Consider the following 26,980-nt stretch of genomic DNA (forward strand, 5'->3'; position numbering starts at 1 on the left):
CCGCGTAACCGCCGCCGATCACGACCACGTGGGTGTTGTTCTCGCTCATCGTGTCCTCCTCCGTTGGGGTTCGGACACAAGACACCGGACGGCGGCAACCTGTGACAGGCTGTGAGCCAGATCACTCGGGGCGGGTTGGAACGGCCCCCTGCCGTCACCCCCGTGAACGACAAGTGCCCCTCTAGCCCTTCGGGCGGCGGCGGAACAGCCGCTTGCCCGCCAGGACCAGGGCCGTGCCCGCCGCGAGGACCAGCGCCCCCTTGGTGTAGCCGCCGGAGTCCTGCCCGGCGGGCGCGCCCTGCGCCCCGGAGGAGCCCGTCGGGCTGCCGCCCGGCTGCTGCGGGGCACCGGTGCGGGCAGGGCCGGACGGGCCCGCCGCCGGGGCCACCGGTACGGCCACCACCCTGCTGTTGGCGCCCTCCGCCCCGAACATCAGCGTCCTGCCGTCCGGCGTGTACGTCACCGACTCCGCCTGCCCCTGCCACGGCGCGTCCACCCGCTCGCCGGCGCCCTCCGGGCGGCCGTCCTTCCAGGGGTACGTACGGGCCGTGAGGTACCCGCGCAGCGTCAGCCGGGTCCCGTCCGGCGAGAACGCCCCGTCCGTCACCCACGGCACCTCCGCGACCCGCCGGAAGACGTTGCGCCCGTCCGCCGACAGCCGCTCGGGGCCCTCGTAAAGGCCGCCGCCCTGCTCGTTCTTGCTCGCGATGTACACCCGGCCGGTCACCGGATGCACCATCAGCGCCTCGGCGTTGCGCGGCCCGTCCGCGTACGCGACCGTGAACTGCTCGGCCTGCACGGTCCGGTCGCCGAGCTCCTTCGGCTCCTGGAAGCGGTAGATCCACACGTGCTCCCAGGTGCCGTCCTTGTTGTCGCCGATGTCCCCGACGTACAGCTGCCCGTCCGGTCCGAGCGAGATCGCCTCCACGTCGCGCGGGGTCCCGATCCCCGTCAGCTTCAGCCGCGCCACCGTCCTGCCCGTCGCCGAGTCCACCGCGTACACGTACGGGCCGTCGTCGCTGTCGTTGTGCGTCCAGTACACGCCCGGGTGGATCCGGCTGGCCGCGAGCCCGCTCGACTCCTTGATCCGCGGATCGGTGATGGTGAACCCGGACGCGGCCCCGGACGCGGCGGGGGTCTCCGCCGCGAGGGCGGCCCCCGGCAGCAGGGCGAGCACGAGAGCGGCGGGAACGGCGGTCGACCGGGGCAGCAGGCGCATCCCACAAGCCTGCCACCAGGCAGGGCGTGTCCGGCATCACAGGGGCTCCCGGCGCGTGATCCGCGATGATGACCGGATGCGTTTCATGTTCGTCGGCGACTCCATGACCATCGGACGCGCCGGCGACTACACCTGGCGCTACCGGATGTGGCAGCACCTCGGCGCCACCCTGGGCGACGGCTCCTTCGAGATCGTCGGACCGCGCACCGCGCTGTACGACGACACCGGTGCCGACGGCCCCGTCGGCCAGGACTACGCGGCCCCGGACTTCCCCGGACACGCCCGCCGGCACCTCGCCGGCTGGGGCGAGGGCTGGCAGCACATGGCCCCCCTCATCGGGCCCGCGGCCGCCGAGGCCCGGGCCGACGTACTGCTCGTCTCCCTCGGCCTGATCGACCTCGGCTTCTACACCAACGCCGAGCAGACCGCCGGCAACGTCCGCGCCTTCGTCACGGCCGCCCGCGAGGCCCGCCCGGCGGTCCGGATGGTGTTCCTCCCCGTGATCCCCAACGTGCGGGCCGAGGACGAACCCCCCTTCGCCGCCGAGGTCGCCCGCTTCAACGAGCTGCTCGCCAAGGCGGTCGCCGACCTGACCACGGACGCCTCGCCGATCCTGCTGGCCGCCCGCCCGGACGCGTACGACATCCGGCACGACACCTACGACGGCACGCACCCCAACGCCTCCGGCGAGCACCGCCTCGCGGGCGAGTTCGCGGCCGTCCTGCACCAGGCGTGGGGCATCGGCGGCCCCTACCGTCCCGCGTCGGACCGGTAAGTCCCGTCCAGCGAAAGGGTCTTGCCTGGAGGGCACTCCAAGCAGTTGGCTAGTGCCCCATGAAGTACACGCAGCTCGGACGCACCGGTCTCAAAGTCAGCCGCCTCGTACTCGGCACCATGAACTTCGGCCCCCAGACGGGCGAGCCGGAGAGCCACGCGATCATGGACTCGGCCCTCGACGCGGGGATCAACTTCTTCGACACGGCGAACGTGTACGGGTGGGGTGAGAACAAGGGCCGCACCGAGGAGATCATCGGCACCTGGTTCGCGCAGGGCGGCGGCCGCCGCGAGAAGACGGTCCTCGCCACCAAGGTCTACGGCTCCATGTCCCGCGAGGGCGAGACCTGGCCCAACTACGACCGCCTCTCCGCCCTGAACATCCGCAGGGCCGTGGACGACAGCCTCAAGCGGCTGCGGACCGACCACATCGACGTCTACCAGTTCCACCACATCGACCGGCGGACCCCCTTCGAGGAGATCTGGCAGGCCATCGAGGTCCTGATCCAGCAGGGCAAGATCCTCTACGCGGGCTCCTCCAACTTCCCCGGCTGGAAGATCGCCCAGGCCAACGAGACGGCCGCCCGGCGCGGCATGGTCGGCCTGGTCAGCGAGCAGTGCCTCTACAACCTCTCCGAGCGGCGCGCCGAGATGGAGGTCATCCCGGCCGCCGAGGCGTACGGGCTCGGAGTCATCCCCTGGTCCCCGCTGCACGGCGGCCTGCTGGGCGGCGTCCTCAAGAAGGAGGCCACCGCCGGCCGGCGCGCCTCCGGCCGCTCGGCGGACGCCCTCGCCAACACCGCCGTACGGGCGCAGATCCAGGCGTACGAGGACCTCCTCGACAAGCACGGCCTGGAACCCGGCGAGACCGCCCTGGCCTGGCTGCTGACCCGCCCCGGCGTCACCGGCCCGATCGTCGGCCCGCGCACCGCCGAGCAGCTGGAGAGCGCGCTGCGAGCGGTCGAGCTGGAACTCTCCGAGGAACTGCTGGGTTCCCTCGACGAGATCTTCCCCGGCCCGGGTCCGTCGCCGGAGGCCTTCGCCTGGTAGGCCGGGTGCCGGATGCCGGGGGTCCGGGGGTCGTCCCCCGGGCGGGCACAGTCCCGGCCCGGGTCCGTCGCCGGAGGCCTTCGCCTGGTAGTCGGTGCCGCCCACGCGCACCGCCCCGGCCGCGCTTCGAGCGCGGCCGGGGCGGGCGGGTACGGGCGTACGGGGGACGGACGGCGGGGGCTACTGGCCCACCGCGGCCGCCACCGCCACGACGACGAACATCAGCACGAGCACACCGGCCATGACACGGTTTCTGGTCTTCGGGTCCACCCGTCGAGACTAACGCGCTCCCACCCGCGCCCCTCGCCGCGGGCTGCGAGACTTGCGTCATGGTCACCGTCGAAGACGTACGGCAGCTCGCGCTCGCGCTGCCGCGTACCGAGGAGCACCTCGTCCGCGACCGGGTGAAGTTCCGCATCGGCCGGATCGTCTACCTCGCCCTCTCCCGGGACGAGACCGAGCTCGGCTTCGCCTTCCCCAAGGAGGAGCGGGCCGCGCTCGTCGCCTCCGAGCCGGAGAAGTTCTCCCTGCCGGGCGCGGGGGACATGCGCTACCACTGGGTGCACGCCCGCATGGCCGCCCTCGGCACCGAGGAGCTCGCGGAACTGGTCACCGACGCCTGGCGGATGTGCGTACCGGCCAAGGTCGCCCGCGCGCACCTGGAGGGCGGCGGCCTGCCGCCCGCGCCCGGCCTCGACGGGCTGCGGGCCGCCGCCGGGGTGTTCGGGGACTTCCCCGGGGTGGACCGCAGCTGGCACGCGCTCGTCGCCGGAACCGCACCCGGCATCGACCTCTCCGAGGCCGCGCACCGCACCGCCCTGCACCGCTGGCTCAACGCCTGGGGCTGCCGCATCCGCTACCCGCGCGAGGGCGAGCCCGACCCGCTGGGCGCCGGGCTCGGCACCTGGTGGGCCCGGCACACCCTGCCCGGGTCCCCGATCGCGGCCCTCACCGACCGGGAGATCGGCGCGCTCGCCGCCGCCTACGCGGACCTGGCCGCGCTGCCGCTCGGCCGGCGCACCCTCGGCCCGACGGCGGCCGCCAAGGCCCTGTTCGCGCTGCGGCCGCGTACCGTCATGCCCTGGGACGCGGCCATCGCCACCCGGCTGCACGGCGCCCGCGACGAGGCCGCCTTCGGCCGGCACCTGCGTACCGGCCGGGCCTGGGCCCGGGCCGCGCTGGCGGAGAGCGGCCTCGACGAGGACGCGCTCACCGCCGAGCTGGGACGGCCCGGGCTGCCGCTGGCCAAGGTGCTCGACGAATACCTCTACGTCACGCTCAGCCACTCACCCCGGCCGCCGGCACCAGCGCCGGCTCCGCACTGACCGATGCCCTCCGCGGCCGCACCAGCGCCAGGTAGCCGGCGGTGCGCAGCGCCACCGACACGTCGAGACGGCCCGCGTTGAACCAGATCTCCTCGTGCTCCAGGAGCGCCGGGTCGACGACCACCTCCACCGCCGGGTCGAAGCTCACCGGCATGATCGAACCGCTGACGCAGCCCGTCAGCTCCTCGGCGACCTCGCGGACGGCGAAGGAGGCGTTCGTGCCGCCGTACTCGGCCCGTACCGCCTCCAGGTCCACGCGGCAGTGGCCCGGCACCACGGCGATCACGTAGCGGCGCTGTTTGCGTCCCAGCGCGACTCTGATCACCAGGCATTTGGCGGCCTGTTCGAGGCTGTGGCCGCGGATCAGGCTGGCGAGTTCGGTACGCCCCTCCGGGGCGTGGCGCAGCAGCCTGTAGTCGGCTCCCGCGTCCGCCAGGAGGTCGAGCAGGCGGGCGTGGCTGTCCGCGATCGCGGTCGCAGAGGTCACAACTGTCCTTTCCGGAAACTACGTCGGTGGTGACTCAGCGGTCGCGCAGCTCCAGGGTGCAGCACTTCACGCTGCCGCCCGCCTTGAGGAGTTCGGAGAGCCCGACCCCGACGGGCTCGAAGCCGCGCGCGCTGAGCTGGGCCATCAGGCCGGTCGCCGCCTCCGGCAGCAGCACGTGGCGGCCGTCGGAGAAGGCGTTCAGCCCGAAGACCGCGGCGTCCTCGGCGGTGGCGAGGATCGCGTGGGGGAACATGGTGCGGAGCACGGCCCGGCTGCCCTCGGAGAAGGCGGCCGGGTAGTACATGACCTCGTCGTCGCGGAGCACGGCCAGGGCCGTGTCCAGGTGGTAGTACTCCGGGTCGACGAGGGTCAGGCTCGTCACCGGCAGGCCGAAGAACTCCTGGGCCTCGGCGTGCGAACGCGGGTCGGTGCGGAAGCCGGTGCCGGCGAGCAGCCGGCGGCCGACGGTGAGGAAGTCGCCCTCGCCCTCGTTGATGAACTCGGGCCACAGCACGTCGCGGTAGCCGCGGCGCTCGAACCAGCGCAGGTACGCCGGCCCCTCGGCGGTGCGCTGGGCGTGCCGGAACCGCGCGCCGTAGACCTTGCCGTCGACGACGGTGGCGCCGTTCGCGGCGAACACCATGTCGGGCAGGCCCTCGACGGGGTCGATCTCCTCGACGAAGTGGCCGAGTTCGCGGTACAGGTCGCGCAGCCGCTCCCACTGGCGGACGGCGAGGGCGGGGTCGGTGCTGTTCTCCGGGTGCATCCAGGGGTTGATCGAGTACGTGACGTCGTAGTGCCGGGGTCGGCACATCAGCAGCCTGCGGCGGGTGGCGACGCGCGCGGTCGCCGGCGGTGCCGGTGCCGGTGCCGGGGTCGGGGTCGGGGTGGTCGTCGGCTCGGTGAGCGGCACGGGGACTCCTTCGAGGGTGGCCGGAGGGACTCCGGGACGCCCCGCGGGGTGGTGGCGGGGCGGCCGTCGGTGCGGTGTCAGCGGGCGGCTTGCCAGGTACTGGTCCGGAGCATGGCGGGACCGCCTCTACTGCTTCTGTTTCACCGGAATCCGGATTCCGTGCCCCGAAGTACGGGCCACCGGGGGATGAACCGTCCCCGAACCCTGGGCCTCAGCCGGAGAGGGGCCAGGCCTCGACGACCTCGTAGCGGGGCTGTTCGCCGGGGACGCCGGAGGTGGGGAGGTCGCTGCGGACCAGGCTGAGGGTGTCGACCTGCCAGGGCGTGCCCTCGAAGTCCGCGAGGGCGTCGAGGCAGGGCCGCAGGTCGGTGCCGTGGCGGCCGCGGGCGAGGGTGAGGTGCGGGGTGTAGTGGCGGTGGTGCTCCATGGGCACCCCGGCCCGGCGGGCGGCGGCGTCGGCCCGTCCGGCGAGCAGCCGCATCGCGTCGAGCCCGCCGGCGGCGCCGGTCCACAGGGCGCGGTCGCCGAAGTGGCCGATGCCGTGGAGGCGGAGCGGGAAGGGGGCGCTGCGGTGTGCTGCGCGGGCGAGGCGGGCGTGCAGGTCGGGGAGGAGGGGGTCGGGGACCTCGCCCATGAAGGCGAGCGTGAAGTGCCAGGCCGCTTCCGCGGTCCACCGCAGTCCGTCGGGCCGCGGTGCCGTCGCGACGGCGTCGCGCAGCTCGGCGACGGCGTCGGCCCCTGGCAGCACGGCGGCGAACAGCCTCATGTCTCCGACGGTACCGGGTGCCGGGTGCGGGGGGTATGCCGCTGCGCGGGGCTGTCCCCTACCCGCCCTTCCACCGTTCCCCGGGGCTGCGCCCCGGACCCCGAGTGCGCTCAATCGCCGCGCGGGCCGGATTCGCGCAGCGAATTCCAGCCCCGCCGGCGTTTGAGGCGCGGGGGTCTGGGGGCGGGGCCCCTGGGAACGGGCGAAGGGTGGGGAGGGGCAGGCCCCGCGCAGCGGCCCACCCACCCGCAGGCGACCCACCGGCACCGGCCCCGCCCCGGCCCCGCCGGACGGAGTCCGGCGCAGCGGCGCGAAGCCGGGGAGGCCGCCTGCGGCCGAGCCGCGCGAGCGGCGCGTGAAGAAGGGCGGGCTCAGGCGGCCCGGGCGAGGTCGCGGGCGGTCGCCGGGACGAAGACGACGCCGTGGCGGTTCAGGCGGAGCCGGAGGTTGCCCACGCGGGACAGGACCAGGCCCACGGCCACCGCCGCCGCCAGGGAGATCAGGCCGCCGGACACCATGCCGAGGCGGGCTCCGTAGGTGTCCGTGATCCAGCCGACCAGCGGGGCACCGACCGGGGTGCCGCCGGTGAAGACCATCATGAACAGGGCCATCACCCGCCCCCGCATCTCGGGGTCGGTCGCCATCTGGACGCTGGAGTTCGCCACGACGTTGACGGTCAGGCCGAACATCCCGATCGGCACCAGCAGCGCCGCGAACAGCCAGAAGCCCGGCGCGAACGCGGTGACCAGCAGCAGGACCGAGAAGAGCACCGCCGCCGTGACCAGCAGCCGCAGGCGGGGGTGTCCGCGGCGGGCCGCCAGGAGGGCGCCGGCCAGGGAGCCGGCCGCGATGAGGGTGTTGAACAGCCCGTAGGTGCCCGCGTCGCCGTGGAAGACGTCTTCGGTGAAGGCCGACAGCCAGATCGGGAAGTTGAACCCGAAGGTGCCGATGAAGCCGACCAGCACGATCGGCCAGACCAGCTCGGGCCGGCCCGCGACGTACCGCAGGCCTTCGCGCAGCTGTCCCTTGGCGCGCGGCTGCGGGGTGACGGGGTGCAGTTCGTGCGTGCGCATCAGCAGCAGGCCCGCGATGGGCGCGGCGAAGGACAGGCCGTTCAGCAGGAAGGCCCAGCCGGAGCCGACGGCGGTGATGAGCACGCCGGCGATCGCCGGGCCGACCAGCCGCGCGGACTGGAAGTTCGCGGAGTTCAGGCTGACGGCGTTGGCGAGCTGCGCGGGGCCGACCATCTCGGAGACGAACGTCTGCCGGGCCGGGTTGTCCACGACGGTGACGAGGCCGATCGCGAAGGCGGCGAGGTAGACGTGCCAGACCTGGACGTTCCCGGCCAGGGTCAGTGCGGCGAGTGCGACGCCGGTGAGGCCCATCGCGCTCTGGGTGGCGATCAGCAGCGGCCGCTTGGGCAGCCGGTCCGCGAGTACGCCTCCGTAGAGCCCGAAGAGCAGCATCGGCAGGAACTGCAGGGCGATGGTGATGCCGACGGCGGACGCGGAGCCGGTCAGGGAGAGGACCAGCCAGTCCTGGGCGATGCGCTGCATCCAGGTGCCCGTGTTCGAGACGACCTGGCCGGTGGCGAAGAGCCGGTAGTTCCGGATCTTCAGCGAGCTGAACATGGAGTTCCTGCTCGCGGTGGCGGTAGTGGTGGATGTATGGCCGGGTGCGGAGTCTGCTCCGGTTCCCGTACTCAAAAGCGTTCGCCTCCTGGCGTCGTTACCTATAGGTGGGCGAGCTTCTCCAGGACGGGTGCGGCCGCGCGGAGCTTGGCCCATTCGTCCTCGGTGAGCTCGGCCGCGAGCCCGGCCAGGAAGGCGTTGCGCTTGCGACGGCTCTCTTCGAGCATCGTCTCGGCCTCCTCGGTCTGGCGGACCACCTTCTGGCGGCGGTCTTCGGGGTGCGGCTCCAGCGTGACCAGTCCCTTGGCCTCCAGCAGTGCGACGATGCGTGTCATCGACGGGGGCTGGACGTGCTCGCGCCGGGCCAGCTCACCGGGGGTGGCGTGGCCGCAGCGGGCGAGGGTGCCGAGCACCGACATCTCGGTCGGGCTGAGCGATTCGTCGACGCGCTGGTGCTTCAGGCGCCGGCCCAGCCGCATCACGGCGGAGCGCAGATCGTTCACGGCGGCGGCGTCGTCGCCATGGGAGAGGTCATGCATGTCTTTAGAATAACTCATTACTCTGTCTAATGAAAAATGGGTTAAGGGGATCTCGGGGAACCCCGCCGCCTCACTCGTACGGGTGAGTGGGCGGCGGAAAGTGACACGCGTACGCACCCTCTGGCCCGACCCTTTCGGGCATGGGGACACATGTGCTGAGCATGCGCATAGACGGGGAGCTGCTGGAACGGCTCCGGCACCATGCCGCCAAACGCGGAATGAGCGTCCAGGACTATGTGGTCCGGACGCTCATTCGCGATGACTTCGACGAGCGGTTCAAGGCCGCCGTCGACGAGACGGAGAAGTTCTACGGGCTTACGTGAGGCCGAGGGCGGGCATCGCGTAGTAGAAGACGAACACCGCGGAGACGGCGTACATGGCGGCCGGGACCTCGCGGCCCCGGCCCGTCGCCAGTCGCAGCACGGCGAAGCTGACGAAGCCGATGCCGATGCCGTTGGTGATCGAGTAGGTGAAGGGCATCATCACCATGGCCATGAAGGCCGGGACGGCGATGGTGAAGTCGCTCCAGTCGATGTCCCGGACCGAGCCCGCCAGGATCAGGAAGCCGACCGCGACGAGGGCGGGGGTGGCGGCCTGCGAGGGGACCATCGTGGCGAGCGGGGTCAGGAACAGCGAGACGGTGAAGAGGGCGCCGGTCACCACGTTGGCCAGGCCCGTGCGGGCGCCCTCGCCGACGCCTGCCGTGGACTCCACGAAGCAGGTGGTGGCGGACGAGGAGGTCGCGCCGCCCGAGGCGACGGCCAGGCCGTCGATCAGCAGGACCCGGTTGATGCCGGGGAAGGTGCCGTCCGGCTTCGTCAGCTTGGCCTCGTCGCCGACGCCGAGGATGGTGCCCATCGCGTCGAAGAAGCAGGACAGCAGCACGGTGAAGACGAACAGGATGCCCGTGAGCAGGCCGACCTTCCCGAAGCCGCCGAAGAGGCTGACCTGGCCGACGAGCCCGAAGTCGGGCGCGGCCACGGGGTTGCCCGGCCACTGCGGCACGGTCAGGCCCCAGGCCGGCTCGGGCAGGTCGGCGATCAGCTGCACGGCGACCGCGACGACGGTCATGGCCACGATGGAGATCAGGATCGCGCCGGGCGTCTTGCGGATCAGCAGCGCGAGCGTGAGCAGCACGCCGACGACGAAGACCAGGACGGGCCAGCCGTGCAGGTGGCCGTTGCCGCCGAGCTGGAGCGGGACCGTGGTGTGGGCGGCGTCGGGGATGCGGGTGACGAAGCCGGAGTCGACCAGGCCGATCAGCATGATGAACAGGCCGATGCCGATCGCGATGCCCTTGCGCAGGCCCTGCGGGACGGCGTTCATGACGCGCTCGCGCAGGCCGGTGGCGACCAGCAGCATCACGACGAGGCCCGCGAGGACGACCATGCCCATGGCGTCGGGCCAGCTCATGCGCGGGGCGAGCTGGAGGGCCACGACGGTGTTGACCCCGAGGCCGGCGGCCAGGGCGATCGGGACGTTGCCGATGACGCCCATGAGGAGGGTGGAGAAGGCGGCCGTCAGGACGGTCGCGGTGACGAGCTGGCCGCCGTCGAGCTGGTGCCCGTACATGTCCTTCGCGCTGCCCAGGATGATCGGGTTCAGCACGATGATGTAGGCCATCGCGAAGAAGGTGGCGAAGCCGCCCCGGACCTCGCGGGCGACGGTCGAGCCGCGCTCGGAGATCTTGAAGTACCGGTCCAGGCCGGTGGTGGGGGCCGCGGCGGGTGCCGAGGTGCTCATGCGGTCCTCAAACGGGTCTATTGGGCGGTTCATACGAACGAATCCGGTCGTAGACAAACCGTTTCAGTATGAACACATGAACGAAGGGCCGTCCATCTCCGCGCGTAGACCCCAAAACGCGCCACCTAGACTTGACCGCATGGCGAAGTGGACTGCGAAGCACGAGGCGCCCGAGCCCCTGGAGGGCCCGGTTGTCGCCACCATCACCGGCGGCACGATCATCTGGTTCGCCATGTTCCTCGTCCAGCTGCCCTTCTACGGGTGGTTCGCCGACCGCGACCTGCTGTGGTGGGTGTGGACCTGCGCCGCCGGCGGCGGGCTCGGCCTGATCGGCATCTGGTACGTCCGAGGCCGTGACGCGGCGCTCAAGCGCCACGCGGCGGAACGGGCCGCCGGGGCCGCCGGGGACGGGGAAGCCGGACCGGCCCCGCAGGCGGGCGGCGGAGCGTAGCTCCCGGGCGACCTCGGGACGATTCGGGTCATCCTGAAGTCGGATCTTCCGACCGCTCGGCGGGTGAAGCGTTCGAAGCGCCTTTACCGTCGAAAGCATGACGCAGCGGGCGAGGATCGACCATGACGGGCCGGAACGGGCCGGCGCCGCCATCGACGCGGGAGCCGAGCTCGACCCCGTACACCCGGTGAAACCCCCCGCCCCCCGGTTCAAGCCGGCCGGCCTCAGCACCGCCGAGGTCGCCGAACGCGTCGCGCGCGGCGACGTCAACGACGTCCCCGTCCGCTCCTCCCGCTCCACCGCCGACATCGTCCGGGCCAACGTCTTCACCCGCTTCAACGCCATCATCGGCGTCCTGTGGGTGATCATGCTGATCGTCGCGCCCATCCAGGACAGCCTCTTCGGCTTCGTGATCATCGCGAACACCGGCATCGGCATCATCCAGGAACTGCGCGCCAAGAAGACCCTCGACGGCCTCGCCGTCATCGGCGAGGCCAAACCCGGCGTCCGCCGCGACGGCACCACCGCCGAGGTCTCCACCTCCGAGATCGTCCTCGACGACGTCATCGAACTCGGACCCGGCGACAAGGTCGTCGTCGACGGCGTCGTCGGCGAGGCCGACGGACTGGAGATCGACGAGTCCCTCCTCACCGGCGAGGCGGACCCCGTCCTGAAGAAGCCCGGCGACCAGGTCATGTCCGGCTCCTTCGTCGTCGCCGGCGGCGGCGCCTTCACCGCCACCAAGGTCGGCCGCGAGGCCTACGCCGCCCAGCTCGCCGAAGAGGCCTCCCGCTTCACCCTCGTCCACTCCGAGCTGCGCTCCGGCATCTCCACCATCCTCAAGTACGTCACCTGGATGATGGTCCCGACCTCCATCGGCCTGATCATCAGCCAGCTCGTCGTCAAGGACTCCAACCTCAAGGACTCCATCGCCCGCACCGTCGGCGGCATCGTCCCGATGATCCCCGAGGGGCTCGTCCTCCTCACCTCCGTCGCCTTCGCCATCGGCGTCATCCGGCTCGGCCGCAAACAGTGCCTCGTCCAGGAGCTCCCCGCCATCGAGGGCCTCGCCCGCGTCGACGTCGTCTGCCTCGACAAGACCGGCACCCTCACCGAAGGCGGCATGGACGTCACCGAGCTCCGCCCGCTCGGCGGCGCGGAAGCCGCGTACGTGAAAAAGGTGCTCGGCGCCCTGGGCGAATCCGACCCCCGCCCCAACGCGAGCCTCCAGGCCATCATCGACGCCTACCCCGACAGCGCCGAGTGGCGCTGCACCGAGTCCCTGCCCTTCTCCTCCGCCCGCAAGTACAGCGGCGCCAGCTTCAGCGAGGGCGACGGCGAGAACAACACCTGGCTGCTCGGCGCCCCCGACGTGCTCCTGCCCGCCGGGGACCCGGCACTCGACGAGATCAACGGCCTCAACGAGCAGGGCCTGCGGGTCCTGCTGCTGGCCCGCTCCGCCCGCGAGCTCGACGACCCCGCCGTCGCCACCGGGGTCCGGCCCACCGCCCTCGTCGTCCTGGAGCAGCGCCTGCGCCCCGACGCCGCCGACACCCTGCGCTACTTCGAGGACCAGAACGTCAAGGCGAAGGTCATCTCCGGGGACAACGCCGTCTCCGTCGGCGCCGTCGCCGGCAAGCTCGGGCTGCCCGGCGCGCACCACACGGTCGACGCCCGCGAGCTGCCCGCCGAGCGCGCCGACATGGCCGAGGTCCTCGATGGGAACTCCGTCTTCGGCCGCGTCACCCCGCAGCAGAAGCGGGACATGGTCGGCGCCCTCCAGTCCAACGGCCACACCGTCGCCATGACCGGCGACGGCGTCAACGACGTGCTCGCCCTCAAGGACGCCGACATCGGCGTGAGCATGGGCTCCGGCTCCGAAGCCACCCGGGCCGTCGCGCAGATCGTGCTGCTCAACAACAGCTTCGCCACCCTCCCCTCGGTCGTCGCCGAAGGGCGCCGGGTCATCGGCAACATCACCCGCGTCGCGACCCTCTTCCTCACCAAGACGGTCTACTCGGTGCTGCTGGCCATCCTCGTGGTGTGCTCGCAGGTCGAGTACCCCTTCCTGCCCCGCCACCTCACCCTGCTGTCCACCCTCACCATCGGCATCCCGGCCTTCTTCCTGGCACTCGCCCCGAACAAGGAGCGCGCCAAGCCGCACTTCGTGAAACGCGTGATGCGCTACGCGATCCCCGGCGGCGCCATCGCGGCCGTGGCCACCTTCGTGACCTACCTGATCGCCCGCGCCCACTACAGCGGCCCCGACTCCCTCAAGGCCGAGACCAGCGCGGCGACGCTCGCCCTGTTCCTGACCTCGATGTGGGTGCTGGCGATCATCGCCCGCCCCTACACGTGGTGGCGGGTGGCCCTGGTCGGCGCGATGGGCGGCGCCTTTCTGGTCGTCCTCGTCGTCCCTTGGCTCCAGGACTTCTTCCAGCTCAAACTGGAGGGCGTCACCATGCCGTGGATCGCGGTCGCGATCGCGGCGGCGGCCGCCGCCGCGATCGAGTTCACCTTCCGCTGGGTGGACCGGCGCTTCCAGGCGTAGGCCGTGTCCTCTGGATCAGGCCGGCCCGGCGGGTCCGGTTAGTCGAACCACCTGTCCCGGGCCAGCTCCGCCGTCCGCGACGGGTCCTCCAGCAGGGCCGCCACCTCGAAGCGGCGCGGCCACTGGGACGCCGACCAGGCCAGGCCCGCCGCCACGCCCTCCAGGGTCGCCGCGTGCAGCACCCCGTCCGGGGTGAGCCGCCAGTCCAGCTCCGTGCCGCCCGCGACCAGCTCCTCGTGCTCCACGTACGTCGCCGGGGTGGCCGGGCCCAGCAGGACCCGTACCGACTCCGGGACCTCGTGCTCCTCGCCCGGCGTGCTCACCTCCGCCGGGACCGTCTCCGACAGGCGGCGCACCTGGAACAGGTCGGCCAGGTCCGCCGCGCGGGACGGGGAGACCGGCAGGAGGGGCAGGCCCGCCGTCAGCGGGAGCAGGTCGGGGGCGTCGGCGACGACCGCGTCGGCCGCGTCCACCACGACCACCTCGCCGTCCACCACCGCACGCAGCTCGTCCGGCAGCGTCACCTGCTCCGGGTCCAGATCGGCCAGCGCCCCGTACAGGCCGTGCAGCTGGTGCCCGGTGACCTCGCGGTCCGGGTCGGCGAGCCGGGACAGGAGCTCGGCCGCGCCGCCGGGCTCCTCCAGGAGGGCGGCGACGGAGGTGCGTACGCCCAGGGCCCGCAGCACCTGCTCGTCCTCGAAGCCCGTCGCGTCCGCCGGGGTGTACAGGCCCGCGAGCAGCGGGTCGCCGCCCGCCGCCCGCAGCCCGGCCGGGCGGCGGCCGTCCAGCACCGGGTGGTCGCGCAGCCACCAGGCGGTGTACGAGCGCACCGACTGCGTGGTGCCGTCCGGGAGCAGGATCCGCACCGGCTGGGTCAGGGCGTCGCGCAGCGGCGGCTGCGCCAGCATCGCCAGGGCCTGCGGCCAGCGGTCGTCGTCGACGAGGTCCAGGTCCCGGACGGCGATCAGCTCGGTCGCCACCGGCGGCACCGGGGTGTCGGGGAACTGGTCGAGCAGGTCCTCGCACCACACGTCGACCGCGTCCAGCAGGCCGGCGTCGTCGGGCTCGGCGAAGTCGCCCTCGCGGGGCTCCAGTTCGTCCGGGTCGAGGACCACGTCGGTGGCGCGGACCAGCTGGAACGCGGTCAGCACCCCGCACGCGGCCAGCGTGTCCGCGTCCCAGCGGGCGGCGAACTCGGCGTCCAGGCACGGGACCTCGTCCTCGCGCAGCACCGACGCCAGCGGGCTCCCGGCGAGCAGCAGCTCCCCGGCCGGGGTGAGTTCCCCGTCCTCGTCGGGCAGGGCCAGCGCGCCCAGCCAGGGCTCCTCGCCGGGCGCCAGGCCGGCCGCGCGGACCAGGGTCAGGACGGTGTCGGCGAGCTCCTCCGGGTCCGGCGCGTCCTCGTCCCAGATCTCGCCCGCGTCCAGGGAGGCGGCCACGGCGGCGCGGACCTGGGGGGTCGTCAGGACGGCGCGCGCGGTGGCGGGGAGCGCGCCCAGCTTCTCCAGCAGCGGGTGCGCGGCGTCCGGGTGGGCCACCTTCAGGCCGAGGCGGGCCAGGTCGGCGGGGGTGTCCGGGCCGGGCAGCAGGACGTGGCGCGGGCCGATGGTGGTGCGGCCGTCGGCGAGCGGCACGGGCAGGCCCGACAGCCGGTCGGGGTCCACGCCGGCCAGGGTGTCGTACAGGCGGTGCCACCAGTCCGGGGTGCGCTCGATGCCCGCGATCCGCTCGATGGCGTCGCCGAGCGGCAGCCGGCCCACACCCAGGGTGCGCAGCTCGGGGCGCCGCTCCAGCCCGGCGGGCAGCAGCGTCGGGAGGACCTCCGCGAGGACCCGTACGGTGTCGGCGCCGGCGCCCTCCACGACCTCGGCCTCGAAGGGCCGCAGCGACGGCAGTTCCTCGGTGGGGGCGGCCGGGGCGAGGAACGCGGTGCGGGGCAGCCGCCGCAGGACGGCGGCGCGCAGGGCGCCGTCGAGGGGGCTCCCGCCGAGCGGGCCGGGCACGAGGTCGACCAGGCCGGTGCTCACCGGCTCCCAGGAGTCCAGGAGTTCGGCGTACGCGTCGGCGGCGCGCTCCACGAGGAAGTCGGTCAGCGGCCCGGGCGCGGGGTGGCGGCGGGTGGTGTCCAGCGGCAGCGAGGCGATCAGCAGGGCGGGGACGCCGAGGGGCTCGTCGGTGGGGGTCGGGGCGTGCACGACGGGCGCGGTACGGGGGCGCACGGGGGCGCCGTCCGGGTCGACGGGGGCGGCCCAGGTGACCGTCCAGTCGGGCCGCAGCCGCTCCTCGACGGGCCGGTCGGCGAGGAGGGCGGGGTCGATGGGGCCGGTGTGGCGGACGGTGCGCCAGCGGTGGGTGCCGGAGGCGGAGTCCTCGATGACGGTGTACGGGCCGTCCATGCGCCGGAAGAGCACGCGGTGCCCGGCGGAGGGGGTTTCGACGACGACCTCGCGCAGCCCGGGCAGGGTCAGCAGCAGGGCGTCGTCGATGCCGGCCAGCAGGCGTTCGGCGAGGTCCTCGGCGGCGGCGTCGCGCAGCGGGAGGACGACGACGGTGTCGTAGCCCTCGGGGGCGGTGCCCTCGGCGGGCAGCGGCAGCCGCAGCAGCGGTACGTGGCCGTCGCGGCGGCGGAGTTCGTCGCCGAGGCCGGGGCTGCCGTTGGCGGCGTCCCGGGCCAGCTCGCGGGCCTCGGCGAGGGACCAGCGGACGCCGCCGTGGCGGCCGAGCACCGCCGGCTCGTCGGAGACGGCCAGTACGGCGGCGAAGCCGACGCCGAAGCGGCCCACGGAGCCCTGGTCGTTCTCCCGCTTGGCGGAGGCGCGCAGGGTGCTCAGCGACTCCACGCCCGTCGCGTCGAGCGGGGCCCCGGTGTTGGCGGCGGCCAGCACGGCGGGGCCTTCGGGTCCCGCGGGGTGCAGGGTCAGGCGCAGCCGGCCGGGGACCTTGGCGCGGGCGGCCGCGTCGGCGGCGTTCTGGGCCAGCTCGACGACGAGCCGGTCCCGGTAGCCGCCGAGCGCGAGGTCCTCCTCGGCGTTGGCGTCCTCGCGGAACCGGGCCGGGCCCGCACCCCACGCGTCGAGCACCCCGCGCCGCAGCCGGGCCGTACTGAAGGGGTCAACGCCGCTCTGGGCCGCCGTCACTCGCACGTTCACGCCGTTGCCTCCATGTGCCGCTTCTGGAGTGCTGAAGGTATCGCGTGGGGAGCTACGCCTTGCCCGTGAGGTGGGCGAACACGACGACGTTGGAGTCCCAGTGGCGGTCGGCGGTGAGGTTGCCGCCGCAGGTGATCAGGCGCAGCTCGGCCCTGCCGTGGGTGTCGCCGTAGACCTTGTCGGTGGGGAAGGCGTCCTTCTTGAAGGTGTCGACCGAGTCGACGGCGAAGACGGCGGTGGTGCCGTCGGTGCGGTGGACCTGGATCTCCTGGCCCTCCTTCAGCGTCTTGAGGTTGTGGAAGACGGCCTCGGGGACCTGTGGGGTGTCCATGTGCCCGACGATCGCGGCCGCGCCGGCCTCGCCGGGGGTGGGGCCGTCCTCGTACCAGGCGGCGTCCTCGGGTTTGCCGAAGTCGGGTTCGCGCATGACGCCCTGGGCGTCGAGTCCCACGGAGTCGAGCGGGGCGTCGACCTTGATGCCGGGGATCTCGATCCGGTCGGGGACGGAGGCGGGGAGGACGGAGGCGGGGAGGACGGACGCGGGCAGGGCGGAGGAGGCCGTCCGGGGGGTGGTCCCGTGGGCTTCGGCGCCGGCCGAGCAGCCGGTGGCCAGGACCACGGCGAGGGCCGGGGCCCCCGCCAGGGCGGCGGCGCGGCGGGCGCGGCCTCCCCGGCGGCGGGAGGGGGCGGGCTCAGGCATCGGCGGGGGCCTGCCCGGTGTTGACGGACCCCTTGGGCGTCTTGTGCTCGGAGGGCTTCAGCGGGGTCACCGGCTTCACGCCCGGGCTGCCCTTGGCCTCGGTGGAGAACTTGGCGGTGTCGAACTTCTTGCCGCCCGCGAAGGCGTCGACCCCGTAGTACCCGGTCCGGACGTCCTTGGCGACGGTCGCGGTGCCGGTGAAGGTGCCGTGGCCGTCGTTCTTCAAGTCGACGCGGCCGCCGGCGAAGGCGCCGGACTTCACGTAGGCGTCCTTGGCGGTGGTCTTCACGGTGACGGTGACCTTGTCGCCGGGCCGGCCGAAGTCCGTGGAGAGCCGGAGCGTGGAGGACACGGGGGTGGGCGGCTTCGGGGCGTCCCCCTTCTTCACGGTGAGCTGCGCGGTGGCCCGGAGCATGGTGCCGTCGGGGGCGCTGCCGGTGAGGGAGACGCCGTAGGAGCCGTCCTTGACGTCGGCGACCTCGGCGGTGCCGCTCCAGCTGCCGCCCTTGCCCGGGGTGAGCGGGACGCCGCCGAGGGCGGCGGAGGACACGGCGAGGTTCCCGGAGCCGGCCGGGGCGGTCACGGTGACGCTGATGGCGTCGCCGGGCTTCACGGGCGAGGAGGGCACCTCCACGCGGGCGGAGGCGGCGGGGTGCGTGCTCGCACTGGCGGTGGGGGAGGGGGCGGGGGTGCCGACGGCGAAAGCGGTGGTGCCGCCGAGGGCCAGCGACGTGGTGAGGGCCGTGGCGGTGAGGGTGAGTGCCTTGCGCATGAGTTCCTCCTGAACGGAACGGGCCGGCCGGGGATCGTTCCCGGCACACCGGACAAGAGGGGCATTCGGGGTGTTCGGTTTCGGTGGCCGGGCGGTGGCCGGAGGGGTGGGCCGAAGGTCCCGGGGGATGGATCCGCAGGTGGGGGCGGGGTGATGGAGGTCCGTTTGCGGGGTTTTTGCCCGGAATTTTGGGACCAAGGTCCCGTCGCTCCCGGGGCCCCGGGCGGGACGGGAGCCCCCGGAACGACGGGAGCCCCCGGCGCCGGGAAGGCGCCGGGGGCTCCACGCGTACGGGCGGGGCGGGCAGGGCCCGTCAGGTCAGAGCTGCTCGATCACGTAGTCGATGCACGCCGTCAGGGCCTGCACGTCCGCCGGGTCGATCGCCGGGAACATCGCGACGCGCAGCTGGTTGCGGCCCAGCTTGCGGTACGGCTCGGTGTCCACGATGCCGTTGGCGCGCAGCACCTTCGCCACGGCCGCCGCGTCGATGTCGTCGGAGAAGTCGATCGTGCCGATGACCGCGGAACGCTTGTCGGCGTCCTGGACGAACGGGTTCGCGTACTTCGACGCCTCCGCCCAGCCGTACAGGTTCCGCGCGCTGGCCGCCGTACGGCCCGTCGTGAACTCCAGACCGCCCTGCGAGTTCATCCACCGCAGCTGCTGGTCCAGCAGGAAGAGGGTGGACAGCGCGGGGGTGTTGTACGTCTGGTTCTTCAGCGAGTTGTCGATCGCCGTCGGCAGCGAGAAGAACTCCGGGATGTGCCGGCCCGAGGCGTGCACGCGCGCGGCGCGCTCCAGGGCCGCCGGGGAGAACACCGCCAGCCACAGGCCGCCGTCCGAGGCGAAGGACTTCTGCGGGGCGAAGTAGTAGACGTCGGACTCGGTGATGTCCACCGGGAGGCCACCCGCGCCCGAGGTCGCGTCCACCAGGACCAGGGACCCGGCGTCCGCGCCCGCGACACGCTTGACCGGCGCCGCGACACCCGTCGAGGTCTCGTTGTGCGTGTACGCGTACACGTCCACGCCCGCCTCGGCGACCGGCTCGGGGTGCGTGCCCGGCTCGGAGGAGATCACGGACGGCTCGTCCAGCCACGGCGCGAGCTTCGCGGCCTTGGCGAACTTCGACGAGAACTCGCCGAAGGTCAGGTGCTGGGACTTCCGCTCGATCAGACCGGCGGTCGCGACGTCCCAGAAGGCGGTGGAGCCGCCGTTGCCCAGGATCACCTCGTAACCCTCGGGCAGGGAGAAGAGGTCCCGGAGGCCCTGACGCACCGAGCCGACCAGGTTCTTGACCGGGGCCTGGCGGTGCGAGGTGCCGAGCAGGGAGGTACCGGTGGCGGCGAGGGCGTCCAGCGCCTCGGTCCGCACCTTGGAGGGGCCCGCGCCGAAGCGTCCGTCGGCGGGCTTGATGTCAGCGGGAATCTGGATCTCAGCCACGAGCGGAGCGTATCGGGTCCCGGACCGGGCGTTGGAGCCGCGTCCACCCGGTGAGACGGACGGGCCCCTTCCGTACCTGGTGGTTCAGGCCGCGGCGTCGACGAGGAGCGCGACCCCCGCGATCAGTCCGGCGTACGCGAGCATGATCAGCAGGCTGACCAGGAGCGCCAGCCAGCCGGCCAGGATGCCGAACAGGGCCGCGCCCCGGTCGCGGCCGCCGAGGCGTTTGGCGCGGCGCCGGCCCAGGTGCCCCGCCGGGATCGCGACGAGCCCGAACACCGCCATGGCGACGGTGTAGAGGTCGCCGAAGCCGACCCACAGCAACGGCGTCACGAAAATGCCGACGATCAGGCCGATGCCGCAGGCGGCGGACCAGAAGCTGATCCGGGCGGGTGTGTTGCGGGCCACCGCCGCCGGGCGCACCGCCGGATCGGGTATCTGCTCGGCGCCGGCGGTACTGCCGCCGGCATTGCCGCTGGTACTGCTGGTCACGTCGGGTCCCCCTCGTCAGGCCGGCCGGGCCGGGCGGGCCGGCCGGGCAGGCCACTCTACGGAACCGCCGCTGTGCCGGGACGGGACGGCGGCGCGCCGGTGGCAAGGTGGGCGCCGTGACGACACCCGGGGAACTCGAACGGACCTTGCGGGACCGGCTGCGCGGCGAGGTGGACTTCGGCGCCGCCGCGCGGGCGCTCGCGACCATGGACGCCTCGAACTACCGGCGGGTGCCCGTCGGGGTCGTCGCCCCGCGCGACGCCGAGGAGGTCGCGGCCGCGCTGCGGATCTGCGCCGATGCCGGGGTGCCCGTCGTACCGCGCGGCGGCGGCACCTCCGTCGCCGGGCAGGCGACGGGGACCGGGGTGGTGCTCGACCTCACCCGGCACATGAACGCCCTGGTGTCCGTGGACCCGGCGGCCCGGACGGCCGTCGTCCAGCCCGGCCTGGTGCTCGACCGGCTGCGCGACGCCGTGCGCCCGTACGGGCTGACCTTCGGGCCCGACCCGTCCACGCACTCCCGCTGCACCCTCGGCGGGATGATCGGCAACAACGCGTGCGGCGCCCACTCCGTGGCCTGGGGCACCACCGCCGACAACATCACGGAGCTGGAGGTCGTCCGCTACGGGGGCGCCGCCCACAGGATCGGCACGGGCTGGACGGGGGCGCCGGCCGGACTGCGGGAACTGACCGAGGGCAACCTCGCGGTACTCCGCACCGGCCTCGACGCCGGCTCCTTCTCCCGCCGCATCTCCGGCTACGGCGGGCTCGACGCCCTGCTCCCCGAACGCGGGGTGCAGGTCGCACGGGCCTTCTGCGGCAGCGAAGGCACCCTCGGCGTGGTCACGGAGGCGGTGGTGCGCCTGGTGGAGCTGCCGCCCGCGCCCGTCCTCGCGGTGCTCGGCTACCCCGACGAGAGCGCGGCCGCGGACGCCGCCGCCGGGCTCCTCGGACACGGGCCGCTCACGGTCGAGGGCATGGCCGAGGACCTGGTGCGCGGCGCCACCGGACTCCCCAGGGGCGGGGCCTGGCTGTTCGTGGAGATGCCGGACGAGGCCGCGGGCCGGCGCCTGCTGCGGGACGCCGACGCGCTCGATGCGGCACTGGTGACGGACCCGGCCGCGCAGCGCGCCCTGTGGCGGATCAGGGAGGACGCGGCGGGCACCGCCACCCGGACCCCTGGGGGCCCCTCCCGGACGGAGTCTGGGGGAGGCGGCATGGCCTGGCCGGGGTGGGAGGACTGCGCGGTCCCGCCCGCGCGGCTCGGGGCGTACCTGCGGGAGTTCCGGGCGCTGCTGGCGCAGCACGGGCTGCACGGGACCCCGTACGGGCACTTCGGCGAGGGCTGCGTCCACGTCCGGATCGACTTCGACCTGGCCTCGGCGCCGGGCGTGGCCCGCTTCCGGGCCTTCTCCGGCGACCTCGCCGACCTGGTCGTCGCCCACGGCGGCTCCCTGTCGGGGGAACACGGCGACGGACAGGCCCGCGCGGAGCTGCTGCCGCGGATGTACGGGCCGCGGGTCATGGAGCTCTTCGGGGCGTACAAGGACGTGTGGGACCCGGCGGGCGGCATGAACCCCGGAATCCTGGTCCGCCCGGCCCGGCTGGACGAGAACCTCCGGTTCGCGGTGGTCCCGGCCGGCGCGCCGCTGGGGGAGGAGGTGGCCCGCTGCGTCGGCGTCGCCAAGTGCCGGTCCGCCGAACCGGGCGGAGCCGGGGTGATGTGCCCGTCGTACCGGGTCACGGGGGAGGAGCGGCACTCCACGCGCGGCCGGGCCCGGCTGCTGCACGAGATGCTGGCCGGGGAGGTCATCACCGACGGGTGGCGCTCGGCGGAGGTCGCCGAGGCCCTCGACCTCTGCCTCGGCTGCAAGGGCTGCCGCAGCGACTGCCCGGTGGGCGTGGACATGGCCGCCTACAAGTCGGAGTTCCTGCACCGACACTGGTCCGGCCGCCTCCGGCCCCTCTCGCACTACACCCTGGGCGGCCTTCCCACGTGGCTCCGCCTGATCGCCGCGCTGCGCGCGGCCGGGGCCGTCAACGCGGCGGGGCGCGTGCTGCGGGTGCCCGGGCTGGCCCGGGAGCGGGGACTGCCGGCGGTGGCGGGGGTGCCGTTCACACGGTGGTGGGGTGCGCGGGGGTCCGGGGGCGGGGAGGCCGCGCCGACGGTGCCGGCCGTGGCGACGGTGCCGGCCGTGACCTTGTGGCCCGACACCTTCACGGAGTACCTGGCCCCCGAGGTGGGCCGGGCCGCCGTCCGGGTGCTCACGGCGGCCGGACTCGGCGTCACCGTTCCCACCCGGGGCCGGGTGTGCTGCGGGCTGACCTACGTCTCAACCGGCCGGCTGGACCGCGCCCGCGGGGTGCTTCGGCGCACCCTGGATGCTCTGGATGCTCTGGATGCTCTGGGCGACCTGGACGGCGTACGAGGACCCGTGCTGGTCCTCGAACCCAGCTGCGCGGCGGCCCTGCGCACCGACCTCCCGGCCCTCCTCCCCGACGACCCCCGCGCCCACCGCCTCGCCGCAGCCGTCCGCACCTTCGCGGAGACCCTGGAGGAGTACGCACCCCACTGGACCCCGCCCCGCCTGGACCGGCCCGTCGCCGGGCAGACCCACTGCCACCAGCACGCCGTCCTCGGCGACGCCGCCGACCGGCGCCTGCGCGCACGCGCCGGGCTGACGGGGGAGCTCAGCGGCGGCTGCTGCGGCCTCGCGGGCAACTTCGGCTTCGAGCCCGGCCACCACGCCGTCTCGGTGGCGTGCGCCGAGGAACAGCTGCTGCCGTCGCTGCGCACGGCGGCACCGGGCGCGGCCGTGCTGGCGGACGGCTTCTCGTGCCGCACCCAGATCACGCAGCTGTCCGGTCACCGGGCACGGCACCTGGCGGAACTGCTGGCGGAGGGGGTGGAGGAGGGGGTGGAGCAGGGCATGTAAGGCAGAACACTCAGTGATGGGCCTTACGCACCCCTTAGTCTGGATTCATGCCCGCACCATCCTCTTCGTCCCCGACGACCGCCCCGACGACCGCCGCCCCGGTTGCCGGTCCGGCTTCCGCCCCGGTTTCCGCCCCGGTTTCCGGTCCGGTTTCCGCCCCCGCCCGGGCCTCCCGGTTCGGGCCGGTCGCGCTGGTGGTCTCGGCCGGGGTGTCGGTGCAGTTCGGGGCCGCCCTCGCGGTGATGGTCATGCCCAGGGTGGGCGCGGCGGGCGTGGTCACGCTGCGGCTCGCGGCCGCCGCGCTGGTGCTGCTGGTGCTGTGCCGGCCCAAGGTGCGCGGGTACGGGCGTTCCGACTGGGGAACGGTCGTCGCCTTCGGCGTGGCCATGGCCGGCATGAACGGCCTCTTCTACCAGGCCATCGACCGCATCCCGCTCGGTCCCGCCGTCACCCTGGAGGTGCTCGGCCCGCTGGCCCTGTCCGTGGTCGTCTCCCGCCGCCTGGTGAACGTGCTGTGGGCCGCCCTCGCCCTGGCCGGTGTAGCCCTGCTGGCCGGCCACGGCGGAGGAGGCCTCGGCGGCCTCGACCTGCTCGGCGCGGGCTTCGCGGTGGGGGCGGGCGCGATGTGGGCGGCGTACATCGTCTTCAGCGCCCGTACCGGCCGCCGGTTCCCGCAGGCGGACGGCTTGGCCCTGGCGATGGCAGTGGCCGCGGTCATCTCGCTCCCGCTGGGCGTGGCGGAGGCCGGCTCCGACCTCCTCACGCCGAGCACGCTGGCACTGGGCCTCGGCGTCGCGGTGCTGTCGTCGGTGCTCCCGTACACCCTGGAGCTCCTCGCCCTGCGCCGCCTCCCGGCCCCGACCTTCGCGATCCTGATGAGCCTGGAGCCGGCCATCGCGGCGACCGCGGGCTTCCTGATCCTGAGCCAGGGGATGTCGGCGCTCGACGCGCTCGCGATCGCCCTGGTGATCGCGGCCAGCATGGGTGCGGTCCGGTCGCAGCGGGAGCGGAACGAGCAGAGGGAAGCCGGCTGAGGGGTGGCGGTAGCCCCTCGGGCGGCCTCATAGCCGGTTCGGGGGTTTCCCGTCAGTCCCATCGTCCTTCCGGTTCGGGCCGGTCCCTCAAGAGCGCTCCCTTCGGTCGCGTCGCTACGCGATGTCGCTTCGCTCCACTCTTGACCGACCGACCCGCCCCGGAAAGCCGAAAGACTGCCGGGAAACCCCCAAAAGAACGGTCACGGGGCAGGAGAGGAGGGGCGGGTCCGTCAGCGATGAGGCGACGGGGCCGGGCCTCGGCCCGCCGGGCATCCGGGCCCTCAAATAGTCGCGATTCCGGTCCGGGGACGCGACTGTGCGCACGAGAGGTCGACCAGAGCGGCCTGCGGAGCCCCCGGGCGCACCAGATCGCTACGCGCTCCTGTCGTCTCAGCGTCCGACGACCGCCCGGGGCTGATACCCGCACCAAATGACGACCAGAGCAGCGCGGGAAGCGCATGGGCGCGCCAGATCGCTACGCGCTCCTGTCGTCTCGGCGTCCGACGACCGTCCGTGGCTGATACCCGCACCAGAGGTCGATCAGAGAGCTCTGAGGAGAGGGCAGGCGCGACAGATCGCTACGCGCTGCCCATCTCTCGGCGGCTGACGACCGTCCGGGCTGATAGTCGCAGCTCAGGGGGCGATGGGGAGCTGGCGCTTGTGCTCCGTGAGGCGGTAGCGGTTGACGATCGTGTCGAAGGCGCGCGCGTCCACCGGCTTGCCCTCGAGGAAGTCGTCGATGTCGTCGTACGTGACGCCGAGGGCGTCCTCGTCGGCCTTGCCCGGGTCGAGGGTCTCCAGGTCGGCCGTCGGGGTCTTCCACACCAGTTCGGCGGGAGCGCCCAGGGCGTCGGCGATGGCGCGCACCCGGCGCTTGGTCAGGCCGGTCAGCGGGACCAGGTCCGCCGCGCCGTCACCGAACTTGGTGAAGAACCCGGAGATGGCCTCGGCGGCGTGGTCGGTGCCGACCACGAGACCCGCGTGCGCGCCGGCCACGGCGTACTGGGCGATCATGCGCTGGCGGGCCTTGATGTTGCCGTGCACGAAGTCCTGGTGGTGGGCGTCGCGGAAGGCCACGCCGGCGGCCACCGAGGCGTCGAGCGCCGCGTCGCTGGCGGGCTTGATGTCCACGGTCAGGACGTGGTCGGCCTGGATGAAGGACAGCGCGAGCTGGGCGTCGTGCTCGTCGGCCTGGACGCCGTAGGGCAGCCGCATCGCGTAGAACTGCGCCTCGTGCCCCGCCTCGCGGGCCCGCTCCACGGCGAGCTGGCAGAGCCGGCCCGAGGTGGTCGAGTCGACACCGCCGCTGATGCCCAGGACGAGGGACCGCAGACCCGTGGAGGTCAGCCGCTCGGTGAGGAAGGCCACCCGGCGCTCGATCTCCCGCTCGGCCTCGAAGGTCTCGGCGACCTGGAGTTCCCGGGCGATCTCCTGCTGCAGGGCGATGCCGCTCACGTCTGCTCCTTGTTCCGGTTCACGATGTGCCGTCCACCCTAGCCGGAAGGGTTGCGAGGAACCGGTGCGCGGCCCGCACCCCGCCTCGTCCCGTGCCCAGAGTCCCCACCTCGTCAGCCGCTCCTGGTCGAACGGCTCCGCGAACGTCCGTCACAAGTGCACGAGGAGCGCGTAGCGATCTGCCGCACCCGTCCGCTTCCCACAGCGCTCTGATCAGCATGTGGTGCGGGTATCAGCCACGGACGGTCGTCGGACGCTGAGACGACAGGAGCGCGTAGCGATCTGGCGCGCCCATGCGTTTCCCGCGCTGCTCTGGTCGTCATTTGGTGCGGGTATCAGCCACGGGCGGTCGCCGGACGCTGAGACGACAGGAGCGCGTAGCGATCTGGTGCGCCCGGGGGCTCCGCAGGCCGCTCTGATCAACCTCTCGTGCGCACAGTCGCGTCCCCGGACCGGAATCGCGACTATTTGAGGGCCCGGATGCCCGGCGGGCCGAGGCCCGGCCCCGTCGCCTCATCGCTGACGGACCCGCCCCTCCTCTCCTGCCCCGTGACCGTTCTTTTGGGGGTTTCCCGGCAGTCTTTCGGCTTTCCGGGGCGGGTCGGTCGGTCAAGAGTGGAGCGAAGCGACATCGCGTAGCGACGCGACCGAAGGGAGCGCTCTTGAGGGACCGGCCCGAACCGGAAGGACGATGGGACTGACGGGAAGCCCCCAAGCCTCCCTGACACCGCCCGGCGGAACCCCGCCCCCTCACACCCCCTCAAGGAACCGCGCCACCGCCGCCGCGAAGGCCTCCGGCTCGGCGGTGTACACGAAGTGGTCGGTGTCGAGTTCCGTCACGTCGGTGCCGGGGCGGCGTTCCGTCATGGCCCGGGCCTGGTCGGCCGGGATGACCCCCTTGGTGCCGCGTACCAGCAGGGCCGGGCAGGTGGAGGCCGTCCAGTCGGCCCAGTGGTCGCCGTGGACGTGGTGCTCGGAGTCGTACATCTCCCGGGGGCGGAAGGGCAGTCGCCAGCTGCCGCCGGTGTTCTCCCGGAGCCGGTCGGAGAAGTACGGCGCGGCCGGCCCGAGGCCCGCGATCAGCGCCTCGCGGGTCGGGGCCTCGTAGGGCAGCTCCAGCAGGAAGCCCAGCGGGTTCGAGCCGTCCAGCCCGAGCGCCGCAGGGCCCTCGGCATTGACGAGGGCGCTCACGCGCTCGGGGTGGCGCGCGGCGAACTGGTAGGCGTTGACGGCTCCGAGGGAGTGACCGAGCAGGACGACGCGCTCCAGCCCCAGGTGGTCCAGCAGGGCGCCGACGTCGGAGAGGTAGCCCTCCCGCGTGTAGTCGGCGGCGCTGTCGGACTCGCCCTGGCCGCGCTGGTCCGGGGCGATCACCCGCCACTCGGGGTTGAGGGCGCGGGCGAGGCCGGCGAACGTGGCGCCCTCGGACAGGTGCCCGTGCAGCGCGACCAGCGGGCGGCCGGTGCCGCCGAAGTCGAGGTACGACAACCGGCGGCCGTCGATGGTGAGTTCGGAGCGGGTGGCGGTGGTGGTGTCGTTCGCGGCCATGGTGGTTC

At 73.3% G+C, this 26,980-nt stretch carries 22 protein-coding genes; 8 read left to right on the top strand and 14 right to left on the bottom strand.

Features of this window, described 5'->3' with window-relative positions; all coding sequences use genetic code 11:
- Positions 1 to 181: 181 nt before the first annotated feature.
- Positions 182 to 1,219, bottom strand: a complete 1,038-nt coding sequence (locus tag ACZ518_RS29205; protein WP_469116012.1) for a WD40 repeat domain-containing protein — start codon at positions 1,217 to 1,219, stop codon at positions 182 to 184.
- A 76-nt stretch (positions 1,220 to 1,295) separates the two neighbouring features.
- Here ACZ518_RS29205 and ACZ518_RS29210 point away from each other — a divergent pair, with 76 nt between their 5' ends.
- From ACZ518_RS29210 to ACZ518_RS29220, 3 genes are all read left to right on the top strand, one after another.
- Positions 1,296 to 1,994: a GDSL-type esterase/lipase family protein gene (locus ACZ518_RS29210; protein WP_469116013.1), complete on the top strand. Its 699-nt coding sequence runs from the start codon at positions 1,296 to 1,298 to the stop codon at positions 1,992 to 1,994.
- A 59-nt stretch (positions 1,995 to 2,053) separates the two neighbouring features.
- A complete protein-coding gene (locus ACZ518_RS29215; protein ID WP_469116014.1) occupies positions 2,054 to 3,043 on the top strand; it encodes an aldo/keto reductase in 990 nt (329 codons plus the stop codon).
- A gap of 329 nt (positions 3,044 to 3,372) precedes the next feature.
- Positions 3,373 to 4,368 (top strand): MmcQ/YjbR family DNA-binding protein, encoded by a 996-nt coding sequence (locus ACZ518_RS29220; RefSeq protein WP_469116015.1) that lies wholly within the window; start codon positions 3,373 to 3,375, stop codon positions 4,366 to 4,368.
- Here ACZ518_RS29220 and ACZ518_RS29225 read toward each other — a convergent pair.
- The 5 genes from ACZ518_RS29225 to ACZ518_RS29245 form a co-directional block, all read right to left on the bottom strand.
- Complete coding sequence (locus ACZ518_RS29225; protein WP_469116016.1) at positions 4,322 to 4,855, bottom strand: YbaK/EbsC family protein; 534 nt, start codon at positions 4,853 to 4,855, stop codon at positions 4,322 to 4,324. The genes ACZ518_RS29220 and ACZ518_RS29225 overlap by 47 nt on opposite strands.
- 34 nt (positions 4,856 to 4,889) lie before the next feature.
- Positions 4,890 to 5,768, bottom strand: coding sequence for a dimethylargininase (gene ddaH, locus ACZ518_RS29230; protein ID WP_469116017.1), 879 nt, complete (start codon positions 5,766 to 5,768; stop codon positions 4,890 to 4,892).
- Positions 5,769 to 5,979: 211 nt separating this feature from the next.
- Positions 5,980 to 6,534: an RNA 2',3'-cyclic phosphodiesterase gene (gene thpR, locus ACZ518_RS29235; RefSeq protein ID WP_469116018.1), complete on the bottom strand. Its 555-nt coding sequence runs from the start codon at positions 6,532 to 6,534 to the stop codon at positions 5,980 to 5,982.
- Between the two features lie 371 nt (positions 6,535 to 6,905).
- On the bottom strand, positions 6,906 to 8,240 hold the full coding sequence (locus tag ACZ518_RS29240; protein WP_469116019.1) for an MFS transporter: 1,335 nt from the start codon (positions 8,238 to 8,240) through the stop codon (positions 6,906 to 6,908).
- Between the two features lie 26 nt (positions 8,241 to 8,266).
- The gene (locus tag ACZ518_RS29245) at positions 8,267 to 8,704 is read right to left on the bottom strand and encodes a MarR family winged helix-turn-helix transcriptional regulator (protein ID WP_125603236.1); all 438 of its coding nucleotides are present in this window, start codon (positions 8,702 to 8,704) and stop codon (positions 8,267 to 8,269) included.
- A gap of 140 nt (positions 8,705 to 8,844) precedes the next feature.
- Here ACZ518_RS29245 and ACZ518_RS29250 point away from each other — a divergent pair, with 140 nt between their 5' ends.
- Positions 8,845 to 9,027: a hypothetical protein gene (locus ACZ518_RS29250; protein ID WP_007265601.1), complete on the top strand. Its 183-nt coding sequence runs from the start codon at positions 8,845 to 8,847 to the stop codon at positions 9,025 to 9,027.
- Here the strand turns inward: ACZ518_RS29250 and ACZ518_RS29255 are convergent.
- Entirely contained in the window at positions 9,020 to 10,447 is a 1,428-nt protein-coding gene (locus ACZ518_RS29255; protein ID WP_469116020.1) for an NCS2 family permease, read from the bottom strand. The two genes, ACZ518_RS29250 and ACZ518_RS29255, sit on opposite strands and share 8 nt — an antisense overlap.
- Positions 10,448 to 10,586: 139 nt before the next feature.
- Between ACZ518_RS29255 and ACZ518_RS29260 the strand changes: the two genes are divergently transcribed.
- Both ACZ518_RS29260 and ACZ518_RS29265 read left to right on the top strand, forming a co-directional pair.
- Positions 10,587 to 10,898, top strand: a complete 312-nt coding sequence (locus ACZ518_RS29260; RefSeq protein ID WP_469116021.1) for a DUF2530 domain-containing protein — start codon at positions 10,587 to 10,589, stop codon at positions 10,896 to 10,898.
- A gap of 97 nt (positions 10,899 to 10,995) precedes the next feature.
- Positions 10,996 to 13,449, top strand: coding sequence for an HAD-IC family P-type ATPase (locus ACZ518_RS29265; RefSeq protein WP_469116022.1), 2,454 nt, complete (start codon positions 10,996 to 10,998; stop codon positions 13,447 to 13,449).
- A gap of 38 nt (positions 13,450 to 13,487) precedes the next feature.
- On the opposite strand, the gene ACZ518_RS29270 is transcribed toward ACZ518_RS29265, so the two are convergent.
- The 5 genes from ACZ518_RS29270 to ACZ518_RS29290 all read right to left on the bottom strand — a co-directional run bounded on the left by ACZ518_RS29270 (position 13,488) and on the right by ACZ518_RS29290 (position 19,999).
- Positions 13,488 to 16,598, bottom strand: coding sequence for a sacsin N-terminal ATP-binding-like domain-containing protein (locus ACZ518_RS29270; RefSeq protein ID WP_469116023.1), 3,111 nt, complete (start codon positions 16,596 to 16,598; stop codon positions 13,488 to 13,490).
- A gap of 52 nt (positions 16,599 to 16,650) precedes the next feature.
- Entirely contained in the window at positions 16,651 to 17,298 is a 648-nt protein-coding gene (locus ACZ518_RS29275) for a class F sortase (protein ID WP_469116024.1), read from the bottom strand.
- Positions 17,291 to 18,070 (bottom strand): hypothetical protein, encoded by a 780-nt coding sequence (locus tag ACZ518_RS29280; RefSeq protein WP_469116025.1) that lies wholly within the window; start codon positions 18,068 to 18,070, stop codon positions 17,291 to 17,293. Before ACZ518_RS29280 ends, ACZ518_RS29275 begins: the two co-directional genes overlap by 8 nt.
- A 318-nt stretch (positions 18,071 to 18,388) precedes the next feature.
- Positions 18,389 to 19,507, bottom strand: a complete 1,119-nt coding sequence (serC, locus tag ACZ518_RS29285; protein ID WP_469116026.1) for a phosphoserine transaminase — start codon at positions 19,505 to 19,507, stop codon at positions 18,389 to 18,391.
- 84 nt (positions 19,508 to 19,591) lie between these two features.
- Positions 19,592 to 19,999, bottom strand: coding sequence for a hypothetical protein (locus tag ACZ518_RS29290; protein ID WP_469116027.1), 408 nt, complete (start codon positions 19,997 to 19,999; stop codon positions 19,592 to 19,594).
- Positions 20,000 to 20,115: 116 nt separating this feature from the next.
- On the opposite strand from ACZ518_RS29290, the gene ACZ518_RS29295 reads away from it, so the two are divergent.
- The gene (locus ACZ518_RS29295) at positions 20,116 to 22,935 is read left to right on the top strand and encodes an FAD-binding and (Fe-S)-binding domain-containing protein (RefSeq protein ID WP_469116028.1); all 2,820 of its coding nucleotides are present in this window, start codon (positions 20,116 to 20,118) and stop codon (positions 22,933 to 22,935) included.
- A 47-nt stretch (positions 22,936 to 22,982) separates the two neighbouring features.
- Positions 22,983 to 23,969: an EamA family transporter gene (locus ACZ518_RS29300; protein ID WP_469116029.1), complete on the top strand. Its 987-nt coding sequence runs from the start codon at positions 22,983 to 22,985 to the stop codon at positions 23,967 to 23,969.
- A gap of 633 nt (positions 23,970 to 24,602) precedes the next feature.
- On the opposite strand, the gene nadE is transcribed toward ACZ518_RS29300, so the two are convergent.
- A complete protein-coding gene (gene nadE, locus ACZ518_RS29305) occupies positions 24,603 to 25,424 on the bottom strand; it encodes an ammonia-dependent NAD(+) synthetase (protein ID WP_469116030.1) in 822 nt (273 codons plus the stop codon).
- A 750-nt stretch (positions 25,425 to 26,174) separates the two neighbouring features.
- Positions 26,175 to 26,972, bottom strand: a complete 798-nt coding sequence (locus ACZ518_RS29310; protein WP_469116031.1) for an alpha/beta fold hydrolase — start codon at positions 26,970 to 26,972, stop codon at positions 26,175 to 26,177.
- Positions 26,973 to 26,980 lie beyond the last annotated feature (8 nt).

Source organism: Streptomyces sp. NPDC033966 (genome assembly GCF_055575955.1).

Bases quoted from the DNA above. Each gene is read 5' to 3' on its own strand.
- ACZ518_RS29310 (WP_469116031.1), bottom strand. From the start codon at position 26,972: ATGGCCGCGAACGACACCACCACCGCCACCCGCTCCGAACTCACCATC.
- thpR (WP_469116018.1), bottom strand. From the start codon at position 6,534: ATGAGGCTGTTCGCCGCCGTGCTGCCAGGGGCCGACGCCGTCGCCGAG.
- ACZ518_RS29210 (WP_469116013.1), top strand. From the start codon at position 1,296: ATGCGTTTCATGTTCGTCGGCGACTCCATGACCATCGGACGCGCCGGC.
- ACZ518_RS29245 (WP_125603236.1), bottom strand. From the start codon at position 8,704: ATGCATGACCTCTCCCATGGCGACGACGCCGCCGCCGTGAACGATCTG.
- ACZ518_RS29255 (WP_469116020.1), bottom strand. From the start codon at position 10,447: ATGAGCACCTCGGCACCCGCCGCGGCCCCCACCACCGGCCTGGACCGG.
- ACZ518_RS29280 (WP_469116025.1), bottom strand. From the start codon at position 18,070: ATGCGCAAGGCACTCACCCTCACCGCCACGGCCCTCACCACGTCGCTG.
- ACZ518_RS29260 (WP_469116021.1), top strand. From the start codon at position 10,587: ATGGCGAAGTGGACTGCGAAGCACGAGGCGCCCGAGCCCCTGGAGGGC.
- ACZ518_RS29205 (WP_469116012.1), bottom strand. From the start codon at position 1,219: ATGCGCCTGCTGCCCCGGTCGACCGCCGTTCCCGCCGCTCTCGTGCTC.
- ACZ518_RS29300 (WP_469116029.1), top strand. From the start codon at position 22,983: ATGCCCGCACCATCCTCTTCGTCCCCGACGACCGCCCCGACGACCGCC.
- ACZ518_RS29275 (WP_469116024.1), bottom strand. From the start codon at position 17,298: ATGCCTGAGCCCGCCCCCTCCCGCCGCCGGGGAGGCCGCGCCCGCCGC.
- ACZ518_RS29220 (WP_469116015.1), top strand. From the start codon at position 3,373: ATGGTCACCGTCGAAGACGTACGGCAGCTCGCGCTCGCGCTGCCGCGT.
- ACZ518_RS29265 (WP_469116022.1), top strand. From the start codon at position 10,996: ATGACGCAGCGGGCGAGGATCGACCATGACGGGCCGGAACGGGCCGGC.
- ACZ518_RS29215 (WP_469116014.1), top strand. From the start codon at position 2,054: ATGAAGTACACGCAGCTCGGACGCACCGGTCTCAAAGTCAGCCGCCTC.
- ACZ518_RS29250 (WP_007265601.1), top strand. From the start codon at position 8,845: ATGGGGACACATGTGCTGAGCATGCGCATAGACGGGGAGCTGCTGGAA.